6 protein-coding genes are annotated in these 12404 nt (G+C 35.7%); all 6 read left to right on the forward strand.

The window, feature by feature from the left end; all coding sequences use genetic code 11:
- The first annotated feature begins 1 nt into the window (after position 1).
- The 6 genes from LUA86_RS16795 to LUA86_RS16820 all read left to right on the forward strand — a co-directional run bounded on the left by LUA86_RS16795 (position 2) and on the right by LUA86_RS16820 (position 12396).
- Complete coding sequence (locus LUA86_RS16795) at positions 2-1516, forward strand: glycoside hydrolase family 28 protein (protein WP_231464926.1); 1515 nt, start codon at positions 2-4, stop codon at positions 1514-1516.
- A gap of 19 nt (positions 1517-1535) precedes the next feature.
- Positions 1536-3815 carry a GH92 family glycosyl hydrolase gene (locus LUA86_RS16800; protein WP_231464928.1) on the forward strand — a complete coding sequence of 760 codons (2280 nt, stop codon included), beginning with the start codon at positions 1536-1538 and terminating at the stop codon, positions 3813-3815.
- 108 nt (positions 3816-3923) lie between these two features.
- The gene (locus tag LUA86_RS16805; RefSeq protein ID WP_231464930.1) at positions 3924-7961 is read left to right on the forward strand and encodes a hybrid sensor histidine kinase/response regulator transcription factor; all 4038 of its coding nucleotides are present in this window, start codon (positions 3924-3926) and stop codon (positions 7959-7961) included.
- Positions 7962-8120: 159 nt separating this feature from the next.
- Complete coding sequence (locus LUA86_RS16810) at positions 8121-10049, forward strand: glycoside hydrolase family 97 protein (RefSeq protein WP_231464932.1); 1929 nt, start codon at positions 8121-8123, stop codon at positions 10047-10049.
- A gap of 27 nt (positions 10050-10076) precedes the next feature.
- On the forward strand, positions 10077-11048 hold the full coding sequence (locus tag LUA86_RS16815; RefSeq protein ID WP_231464934.1) for a glycoside hydrolase family 43 protein: 972 nt from the start codon (positions 10077-10079) through the stop codon (positions 11046-11048).
- 1 nt (position 11049) lies between these two features.
- Positions 11050-12396, forward strand: coding sequence for a BNR repeat-containing protein (locus LUA86_RS16820; protein WP_231464935.1), 1347 nt, complete (start codon positions 11050-11052; stop codon positions 12394-12396).
- The last annotated feature ends 8 nt before the right edge of the window (positions 12397-12404 follow it).

Consider the following 12404-nt stretch of genomic DNA (forward strand, 5'->3'; position numbering starts at 1 on the left):
GATGAAAAAAATTCAGATAATCATTTTATTCTTAGTGAGCGCTTTATGCCTTAATGCACAAAATAAGGTCTATAACATTATTGATTTTGGTGCAAAAACAGGTCTGTCGCATGTAAATACAGAAGCTATACAACGAGCAATAAATGCTGCTTCAAAATCTGGCGGGCAGGTTTACATCCCAGAAGGGCAATTTGTTACCGGAGCAATTGAGTTGAAAAATAATGTAACCCTTTTTGTAAGTGAGCATGCAGAGTTATTAGGAAGCACAAATCGTTTGCATTATGGAAGCGACTCTGCCAAAGCCTTAATATCGGCCAACGGACAGAAAAATGTTTCGATAGCTGGCAAAGGAATAATAAACGGCAGAGGTGCTGAAGTGGTCAAAAATCTAATCTCCTTATTGCATGAAGGTAAATTTAAGGATGAAACCTGGGTTGCAAAACGGCCCTCAGAGAAAAGCAGGCCAAAACTTGTTACTTTTATAAACTGCGAATATGTAAGCGTTAAAAATGTTTCATTAAAAAATAGCGCAGGTTGGGTTCAGGATTTTGTAAGATGCAATGAGGTAGTTGTAGATGGTGTGAAGATAGAAAGCACAGCCTATTGGAACAATGATGGTATCGACATTGTAAACTCAAAAAATGTTAAGATTACAAACTGCGAAATTGATGCAGCTGATGACGGCATTTGCTTAAAATCTGAAGGCATGCCTGGTATTTGCGAAAACATTTATGTAGAAAACTGCAAGATAAGATCGAGCGCAAACGGATTTAAAATTGGTACCGGTTCTTATGGCGGTTTCAAAAATATTAAGGTTAAAAATATCTTTGTTTATAATACATATCGTTCGGCTATTGCTTTAGAAGCAGTTGATGGGGGTTTTATAGATGGGGTAGATGTAGATGGTGTTATTGGAAATTACATAGGTAATGCCATTTTTATTCGCCTTGGGCATAGAAACAAAACTGATAATTACAGCACAGTAAAAAATATCCGAATTGCAAATGTTAAAGCAACTATTCCAAATGCAAAACCAGATGCTGGATATCCGATAGAAGGTCCCTTGCCAAAATCTGCCCCTCATAATTTGTTGCCAGCATCAATTGTCGGCATACCGGGGCATTACATCACAAATGTAACGCTCGAAAACATTGACGTTACCTACGGCGGTGGTTCTAATAAAGAAACCGCATTCATTTCAAATGATAAGCTTAACAATGTTGATGAAAACATAGCGGGCTACCCGGAATTTAATATGTTTGGCGAATTGCCATCATGGGGGTTTTATGTTAGGCATGCAAAAGATATCACCTTTAATAATGTCAGGTTTACTTATCAATCATCAGATTTTAGACCGGCAATGGCATTTGATGATGCTGATGCCATTCGTATTAATGGGTTAAATATTTCAGAAAACGCTAATGAAAATGTAATTCTAGTAAAGGATACACCTAAATTATCTATTGATAACTCCAAATTTCCGGATAATATAAAACTGCCGGTTAAAAAGCTTTAAATTGATTAATTATCATACTATGCGTAAAAAGGTACATCAAACTACATCAGCTAGATTAGGTAATATTTTTTGGTATTGCATTGTTGGTCAGTTGTTTAGTATTTTATGTTGCGCTGCTGTTAGTGCTCAGCAGCAAAATTTGGTTAAATATGTGCAGCCATTTTCGGGTACATCTGCCAGTACCACGCCAGCAAGCCAGCATATAGAAGATAAAACCGAGCGCCTGGCCAATACCATTCCTGCAGTGGCGCCACCTTTTGCAATGACCCAATGGACGCCCCAAACGCAACTTACCGAGGTTAAATGCCTTGCTCCATATTATTATAACAACAAAAAAATCTATGGTTTTAGGGCAAGCCATTGGATTAGTGGCTCTTGCACGCAAGATTATGGAAGTTTTACCATTATGCCAATTTCGGGTAAATTGAAAATTAATGCCTTAAGCTATGCAGCAGATTATACGCATAACGGTGAAGTAGCAACTCCATCTTATTACAAGGTTAATTTGCCTAATTATAATCTCAATGTAGAGCTAAGCGCAACTTTACGCAGCGGCGTGATGAAAATTACGGCGCTTAAAACAGATAGTGTATATATTTTAATCACGCCAAACAGCGATAAAAACAAAGGTTCTATCAAAGTAAATAAAGCAAGCGGCGAAATCTCAGGAGAAAATCCGGTGCACCGGATTTATCAAGGCACAGGTCAACCGGCAGGTTTTAGTGGTTATTTCTACATCAGCATTAAAAAGCAATTTGCTATAAGTGGTGTATTCGCTGAAGATAAAATTTATGAAACTCAATCCATTAGTAACAAAAAAGACTTAGGTGTTTATGTGGGATTCAAACTCGAAAAAGGCGAAACCATACTCATCTATTCCGGAACATCCTTTACCAGCATTGCTTCTGCCAAATTAAATTTAGCGAAAGAAATAAACGATAGCTCTTTTGAAAAGGTTGTATCCGCAACTACAGCTGATTGGCAAAAATCGCTTTCGCAAGTATCAGTTTCTGATAAAGATGAAAAGAGGAAAAGAATTTTTTATACCGCAATGTACCATGCGCAACAACATCCACGATTATTTAATGATGTAGATGGTGGCTATCCGGTATTTTCTGGTAATTACCAAAGAGCAGTAATGGATAAGGGAAATTATTATGATGATTTCTCCATGTGGGATATTTATCGGGCGCAGTTACCTTTGGTAGAATTGTTAAAACCTGATTTGGCTAACGCCTTTGCAAAGTCTCTTGTTTTAAAAGGTAAGCAAGGTGGCTGGTTACCTATTTTTCCATGTTGGAATAGTTATACCGCTGCAATGATTGGCGACCATAGTACCGCTTTTTTGGCATCGGCTTACAATAAAGGCATTAGAGATTATAATGTTAATGATGCTTATCAACTAATGCGGCAGAATGCATTTATAATGCCCGATTCTACAAAATACCTCGATGGTAAAGGTAGAAGAGGCATTAATAGCTATTTAAGATATGGATTTATACCAATGGATGATGGCATTCCGGATGCATTTCATAAAAAAGAGCAGGTTAGCAGAACATTGGAATATGCTTATGATGATTATGCATTATCTACAATTGCTAAAGATTTAAATCATACAGAAGATTATTTGGCGCTGAAGAAAAGGTCTGAGAATTATAAAAATGTTTTTGACCCTGCTGTTGCTATGGTTAGAGGTAAATTTGCAAATGGCAATTGGTATTCGCCATTTAATGCCGATAGGCGTGAACCCTATATTACCGAAGGTACGCCCAGACAATATACTTTTTATGTGCCGCATGATATGCCTGGACTTACAAAATTAATGGGAGGTCCAAAACAACTCGAAAATCAACTGGATTCTATCTTTATTAAAAAGGAATATTGGCATGGAAATGAGCCAGGTCATCAGATTCCTTTTCTGTATAACTATACCGCATCGCCCTGGAAAACCCAAATTCAGGTATCTAAAATTTTGAATGATGAATATAGCGATGGTCCGGGAGGCTTAAGTGGAAATGATGATGCCGGACAAATGTCTGCCTGGTATGTTTTTGCCGCATTGGGTTTCTATCCGGTAGATCCGGTTTCTGGCAATTATCAAATAACTAAACCTCAATTTTCTAAAGTTGATGTTAACTTTAATAGCGGAAAACATTTAAAAATATCGGTTGTAAAAGCAGCAGAAAAAGCTCAATTTATTACAAAGATTATGCTAAATGGCAAGCTTTTAAAGAATCATCAAATCAGTCACAAACAACTTACCAACGGTGGAAACTTAATTTTCTATCTCGGTAGATAGATGTTAAGCAAACACAGAATTTCTTTTGTTGGAATTTATTTACGTCATGAAGACATTTATTTTGTATCTTGAGTTTTAGCCAAACTTAAATCTCCTCTTGTAGTAGCCATGATAAAGAATTTTTCCATCTTTCTTTTTCTGTTTATTTTTCTTAGTAAGAGTAATGCTCAAAATAACTCGCTATCTATTAAGTATATAGGGGTAGAAAATGGGCTTTCAAACAATATTGTAAATTCTCTTTATCAAGATAGATTTGGTTTTGTATGGATGGGAACTTATGATGGCCTTAATCGTTACGATGGATATAATTTCAAAATATTTCGGAATAATTGGGGTGAAGAAAATTCATTAATTAATAACCACATTACGGCGCTTAACGGAGAACATAACCGGGTGTGGATTGGCACACAAAAAGGTGTTTCTTATTATGATTATTCAGATTCTAAATTTCATAACCTAAAGTACAGCGAAAACAATAAGCTCAAAGATTTTCAGTTTTCTGTAAATGCCATTGTGGTTGATAAAAATTTAAATGTTTTTATCGCTACTGATGAGCATGGTTTATTTATTTTAACAAATGGCCAAACCCTTGCCGAAAACATCAACCTAAAGAAAAATAAGCGCTTTGCAATTAAAGCTTTATTTGTAGATAAATCTCAAAATCTTTGGTTCTATGCAAAGGATTATGGCTTTTGCAGGTATAATTCAAATCTTAAAAACATAACTGTTGTTGATGCAAAAATTAAAAATTTAACCTGCATTACCGAAGGAAATGGAGGCTTACTTTGGTTAGGTTCAGAACATGGGCTTTATCAATTTAATAAGGTTGATAAAAAACTAACACTTGTAAAAAATTATCCGTCATCAGATAATATCATGAATTTGATGGTTGATAAAGATGATAAGCTCTGGGTATCTACAGATGGGAATGGTCTTAGGGTTTTAAATACTCAGAATTATAGCCTAAAAAGTTTTCTGCAAGGCCGTGAAAAAGGCTCTGTTACCAGTAATTCAATTGGGCAGGTTATACAGGATAAACAGAACAGAAAATGGATTGCCACACTTAGAGGCGGCGTAAATATTATAGACCAGACAACGGCGCAATTTCAAACCATTAAACATGATGCTGCTAACAAAAACTCGCTGATTAGTAATTTTGTACTTTCTTTTTGCGAAGATAGTACGCAGAATATTTGGATTGGAACAGATGGCGGCGGCTTAAGTGTTTGGAATAGAAAGCAAAATACATTTGTTAATTACACAAAAACTGCCGATAATGCTTCGTTGAAAAGTGATTTTATCACCAGCATTCTGTGCGATGATAAACAGAATGTTTGGGTGGGTAGCTTTAGCGGGGGCATCGATCGTTTTGATAAAAAATCAGCAAAATTTATACATTACGCCTGCTTCAATCCGGAAAAAGGTACAGACGACATTAATATTTGGAAACTTTATCAGGATAAAAGGAAAAACATTTGGGCAGGTACAACTAGGGGAGGTGCGCTATACCTGTACAATAAAACAACAGATAAATTTGAGCTGTTTGATAATCGATTAAAAGACATACATAGCATCATCGAAGATAGTAAGGGAAATCTATGGGCAGGCAATTACACGCAGCTTATCAAGATAGACAGGCTTTCTAAAAAACATAAATATTACAACATTAACATGGCCATCAGGGCAATTATTCAAGATTCGAATAATATGCTTTGGTTAGGTACAGAAGGAGGTGGTTTGCTTTGTTTTAATCCACAATCTGGAAAGTATAAAAGGTATTTTCAACAAGATGGATTACCGAGCAGTTCGGTTCTAAATATATTGCCCGATGATAATGACAACCTTTGGTGCAGCACCTATAATGGTATTTCTCAATATAATTTAAAGTCGAAAAAATTTAAAAATTATTATACATCTGATGGGTTGCAGAGCAATCAGTTTAATTATAATGCAGCACTAAAAGCTAAAGACGGGACTTTTTTATTTGGTGGAATAGAAGGTTTTAACATCTTTTATCCTGATAAAATTCAACAAAATCGTAGAACGCCGAAAATTGTACTTACTGATTTTAAGATAAACAATGTCCCGATTGATGTAGATCCTAATTATAAAAACACCTCAATTGTCGATCTTCAACAGATATCAATTCCATATAATTTGGCGGTATCGGTAGATTATGCTGCAATCGAGTTTTCTTTTCAGGATCAAATTGCTTATGCCTATTATCTGGAGGGCTGGGATAGAAACTGGAACTATGTAAACAAACTCTCAACGGCTTATTACTCAAGGCTAAATGAGGGCGAGTATAAACTTAGAATAAAAAGTACCGATACCGAAGGCAATTGGACCAATAACGAACGAACAATTATTATCAGGATTTTGCCGCCATGGTACAGAACGTGGTGGGCTTATTCCATTTATCTTATCTTAATCTCTGCTGTAATTTATGTATTTCAGCGTTATCGAAATAAACAACGAAACCTTAAGCATGAAGTGGAGATAACCAATTTAAAAATGGAGCGTGAGAAAGAACTGAACGAAAAGAAGCTTAATTTCTTTACCAATATCTCCCACGAACTTAGAACGCCATTAACCCTGATTGTAAATCCAATAAAGGATATTTTAAGTGCAAAAGAAGCCGGGCATGAAAAAAACGACTTAACTGTAGTTTACCGCAACTCTAAACGTTTACTCAGTTTGGTAGATCAGCTTTTGCTTTTTAGAAAGATGGAGAATGAAAATGAGGAGCTAAAGCTGAGCAAAATTAATCTATCCAAATTTGCCCACGAAATTTTCTTGTGTTTTGCCTACATGGCTAAAAACAATAACATTAATTACGTTTTCGATTGTGAAGATGATTCAATAGATATTTTTGCAGATCGTGATAAACTCGAAATCATCCTGTTCAATTTAATTTCTAATGCCATGAAATTTACACCGGCGAATGGATCGGTAAGGTTAAAAATTTCTGCTAACGATACTAAAGTAAATATTGATATAAGCGACAGCGGACCAGGCATACCAAATGAAATTGGAGAAAAAGTTTTTGATAAATTTTACAAAGCAACGGTTAAAGAATCATTAAAAATTGGTTTTGGTATTGGATTATATCTGGTTAAAACTTTCGTTGAATTGCATAAGGGTAAAATAAAATTTGAATCCTTGAAAGATGTTGGCACCACTTTCCGCATTGAGTTGCCGCTTGGTGTAGCAACAGAAAATGTAGAGCCAGCTTATACCGATAATCATTTGGTATATGTTAACGAACTTATTGCGCAAGATGAAGATGAAGTATCAGAAATTTATGAAAGCAACGAGAGTAAAAAAAACATAGAGTTACTTATTTCTGATTTACACTCCATTTTAGTTGTGGATGATAATACGGAAATTATCGACTATGTAAAACAGATTTTTCAGAATAAATTTAAAATCTACAAGGCTATAAACGGGCTTGAAGGCTTAAAAATTTGTAAAGAAGTATTGCCCGATATTGTAATTTCTGATGTGAACATGGATGTGCTTAATGGGATAGAGCTTTGCAAAGCCATTAAAGAAGATTCAGAATTAAGCCACATACCGGTAATATTGCTCACCGCCGACCCAAGTGATGAGGTACGCTTGAGTGGGATTGAAGTTGGTGCTTATGATTTTATTACAAAGCCTTTTGATAAGGAATTGTTTACGGCAAAAATTCACGGAATTATAAAAAACAGGCAAAATCTACAATCTTATTTTTATAATGAAATAACCTTAAAATCTGATGCGCACAAAGTATCTGAAGAAGACAAAGGTTTTCTTCAAAAGTGCATCACCATAATCGAAGAAAATATAATGGAAGAAGATTTTAATGTGAAGATTTTAGCCTCAGCTTTAGGTATGAGCCATTCTAATCTTTACAAGCGAATCAGGGCAACCTCAGGCCAGTCTATAAGTAGTTTTGTGCGTTTTATACGATTAAGGAAAGCTGCAGAACTGCTTATCAATACCAATTTAAATATTAACGAAGCGGCATTTAGAGTTGGCATTAATGATATAAAATATTTCAGAACACACTTTCAGAAGCTATTTAATTTAACGCCTTCAGAATTTGTAAAGAAACATAGAAAAACCTTTCATAAATATTACAACCTCAATTCCTTTAATTAAATGTAGACCACGAATATTCATTTTACCAAAATACCCCCCTTAAAAAGTGATTTGACCCCCTGTTTATACTTTTAAAATTTTGCTACTTCGATTAACCAAATATTTCGGTGGAAAAATCAGTAGCTCAATACTCGATTACCATTTCCTTAACCAAAAACTATGTTTTATAAATTTACTTCGCTAATCTTTCTGTTGCTTTTCTCAAATGGTATTTTAAAGGCTCAAAATTCCAATGCTGTTTCAAGTCCTGATAACAACCTTACCGTTAAATTTAAAATGAGCAATGGCAAAGCTTACTATTCCATCTTTAAAAAAAATGAACAGGTTTTAGAAGCTTCTGCTCTGGGATTGGTTAGAGCTGATGAAAATTTTTCGTCACATTTAACGCTTTTATCGGTTTCCAATATTACAAATGTATCCGATACTTATACGCTCAAAAACGCAAAGCGACTAAACAATCATTATCAGGCTAAAAAACGGATTTTTCACTTAAAAACTGCATCCGGTAAAATACTGGATATCATTTTTCAGGTATCAAACGATGGGATTGCTTTCCGATATCATTTTCCGGATAAAGATGCTGCGGTAAAACGTATTTTATCAGAACAAACCTCTTACAATTTCTTCGCTGAAACTAAAGCCTGGTTGCAGCCAATGAGTGTTGCAAAAACAGGTTGGGAAAGCACAAATCCATCTTATGAAGAATATTATAAAAAAGAAATTAATGTAGGCGAAGCCGCTCCAAGTGCTGCAGGTTGGGTTTATCCGGCACTTTTTCACTATCGTGATAATTGGGTCTTAATTTCTGAAGCCGGTTTAGATGGAAATTATTGTGCAACGCGTTTAAAGCAAAACTCTCCGGATGGAAACTACGAAATCGGTTTTCCTGATGAGCGTGAAGCTTTTACAGGCGGTAATGTTAAACCAGAATCTATTTCGCCATGGTTTACGCCCTGGAGAATTCTTACCATAGGAAGTTTAAAAACAATAACAGAATCTACTCTGGGAACAGATTTAGCCTATCCACAAAAGCCAAATATCAATCCTGCCGATTATCCTTTAGGAAAAGCATCGTGGAGCTGGATAATTTTGAAAGATAATTCCATTACTTATGATGTGCAAAAAAAGTTTATAGATTTTGCTGCTGATATGAAATGGGAATATTGCTTAATTGATGTGGATTGGGATACAAAAATTGGCTTCGAGAAAATGCAGCAACTTTCTGATTATGCTAAATCAAAAAATGTAGGTTTAATTTTATGGTACAACTCTGCAGGAGATTGGAATACCGTTAAATATACACCGAAAAACAAGCTCACTACAAAAGCTAACAGGCAAAAAGAATTTGCCATGCTTCAAAAAATGGGTATAAAAGGCATTAAGGTAGACTTTTTTGGCGGTGATGGGCAATCCATGATTAAATATTACCTGGAAATTTTTGAGGATGCTGCTAAATACGGTTTAAACGTAAACTGCCATGGCGCTACTTTACCCAGAGGTTGGCAGCGTACTTATCCAAATTTGGTTACAATGGAATCTATAAAAGGTATGGAATTTATCACGTTCGACCAAAATAACGCAAATGAAGCGCCATACCATGCCACCACAATTCCCTTTACGCGGAATGTTTTCGATCCGATGGATTTTACACCCATGACTCTCACAAAAATCCCGAATATAAATAGGAAAACAAGCAGCGTTTTTGAATTGGCTTTGCCTATAATTTTTCAGTCGGGTGTACAGCATTTGGCAGAAACTCCAGAAGGAATTGCAAGTGTTCCGGATTTTATCAAAACACATCTGCAAAATTTCCCGGCATCTTTTACTGACATTAAATTTATAGATGGTTACCCTGGTAAATATGTTATTATGGCTCGTAAAGCAGGCAATAAGTGGTATTTAGCCGGGATAAACAGCGGGCAACAAAATAAAACAGTTACGATTGATCTTTCTCAATTTGGAAAAAATAAAGCCACTCTAATTACCGATGGTGATTCAGAATTTTCTTTCAAAAAAACTGATTTACAATTAAAATCAACTGAAATAACTATTAAACCTTTTGGTGGTTTTGTAGCTGTAGTTGAATAATATTGTATCACTGTAAAACCTTAATTGATGAAGAATTTAATAACAGTAATACTAATAAGCGGCTTAAATATTCCGTTTGCTTTTAAAGCAAATGCCCAGCAGGTTTTGGAGGCTAAAGGAAATCCAATTATTACAGATAAATACACAGCAGACCCGTCAGCTTTGGTTTATGGCGATTCTGTTTATTTATACGTAGGCCATGATGTTGCACCAAAAAGCAAAAATGATTATGAAATGAATGAATGGTTATGTTATGCTTCTGCCGATATGAAAAACTGGAAAGCGCATAAATCGCCCCTGAGTTATAAAGATTTTAGTTGGTCAAAAGGCGATGCCTGGGCATCTCAGGTTATTGAACGTAATGGAAAATTTTACTGGTATGTAGCTACTGCACACGCTACAATACCAGGAAAGGCAATTGGTGTTGCGGTTGCCGATAACCCACGTGGCCCATTTAAAGACGCAATAGGCAAAGCTTTAGTAACCAACGATATGACAAAGGCTACAGATATTAGCTGGGATGATATCGATCCGACAGTAATTGTTGATGACGATGGTCAGGCTTATCTTTTTTGGGGAAATACCAAGTGCTACTACGCAAAATTAAAAGCCAACATGGTTGAGTTTGATGGACCAATTCAAATGGTAAGTGTGCCGGCCTTTACCGAAGCGCCGTGGGTACACAAAAGAAAAGGCTGGTATTACCTTTCGTATGCATCAGGCTTTCCTGAAAAAATAGTGTATGCGATGAGTAAAAACATCAACGGTCCATGGGAATATAAAGGCATTATTAATGAAATTGCAGGCAATTCAAATACAAATCATCAATCCATAATCGATTTTAAAGGGAAAAGTTATTTTGTTTATCATAATGGCGCTATCAATACCGAAGGTGGCAGTTATAGAAGGTCGGTTTGTATCGATTATTTGCATTATAATGCTAACGGAACCATTAGGCGTATAATCATGACATCAGAAGGTGTTAGCAAAACTCAATAATATGTGTAGGTTAATAAATCATCAAATACTTTTCAAATTAATCTTTGGCTTTAAACTAATTGTCTGTTTGTTTTTTGTTGGATTTAATTGTGCTGCACAAAATTATCAGTCTGGTGTAATAGCGAAAGATGGTTGGTCTAAAAATTCTGTTAATGCAGTTATTTTTCGCAAAAACTCTATTGTAAGCTATAAAAAATTACAATTTTCGGCTTTTTATGATGATAATCAGTTTGTTGTTTTAGCAAAGCGATCTGCAAAAGATAAAACCTGGATTTGCCAAAAAACAGCTTACAAGGGCGATGCAACGGATGCGCATAAATCTATAAGCATTGCGGTTGATGGCTCCGGATATTTGCATATTTCATGGGGGCAACACAATAACCAATTAAATTATGCAAAATCTATAGCACCGGGCTCACTCCAATTAAGTGAGAAATCGGCAATGCTCAATGATAAAGAAGGTAAAGTAAGTTATCCTGAATTTTATAAGCTCGCCAACGGCGATTTAATGTTTTTCTATCGTGATGGTGGCTCTGGTAACGGAAATTTGATGATTAACCGATATTCCATCAAAAGCAAAACATGGGTTCGGGTACAGGATGGATTAATAAACGGCGAGGGCAAAAGAAATGCTTACTGGCAGGTTGCTACAGATCAATTGGGTGGGTTGCACATCTCCTGGGTGTGGAGAGAAAGTCCGGATGTGGCAAGTAACCACGATTTAGCTTATGCAAAATCTATAGATGGTGGTTTAACTTGGATTAAAAGTAATGGCGAAAAATATGTACTGCCAATTACAGAATCGAATGCAGAGTATGCGCTTAAAATTCCCCAAAACAGCGAATTAATTAACCAAACCTCAATGTTTGCTGATGATCATGGCTATGCATTTATTGCCGGTTATTGGAGAAACAAGCCTGCTGAGCTTCCTCAATATCATATAGTGTACATGGATAAATTGGGCTGGAAAGTGAATAGTTTAAATTTTAGAAAAACTGATTTTACACTTAAAGGCGGCGGTACCAAAAAGATTCCAATTTCGCGTCCGCAGATTATCACCTGGAGAAAACAAAATAAATATGGCGTAGCTGTAGTATTTCGTGATGAGGAAAGAGGTAGCAAAGTTTCGGTTGCAACTAATCAGGATATTTTAAGCAATAAATGGTCAATCAATGATTTGACTTCATATAGCGTGGGAGATTGGGAGCCATCGTACGATACAGAATTGTGGAAGAATAAGCAGATACTTAATTTATTTGTACAAAATGTAACTCAGGTTGATGGAGAAGGTAAAGCTGAAATTAAGCCAACTGAAGTAAAAGTGCTTAAATGGGTTGTACCTAATTAGTTTAATAA

Origin of the sequence: Pedobacter sp. Leaf132, assembly GCF_920984695.1 — a bacterium.
GTDB lineage: Bacteria > Bacteroidota > Bacteroidia > Sphingobacteriales > Sphingobacteriaceae > Pedobacter.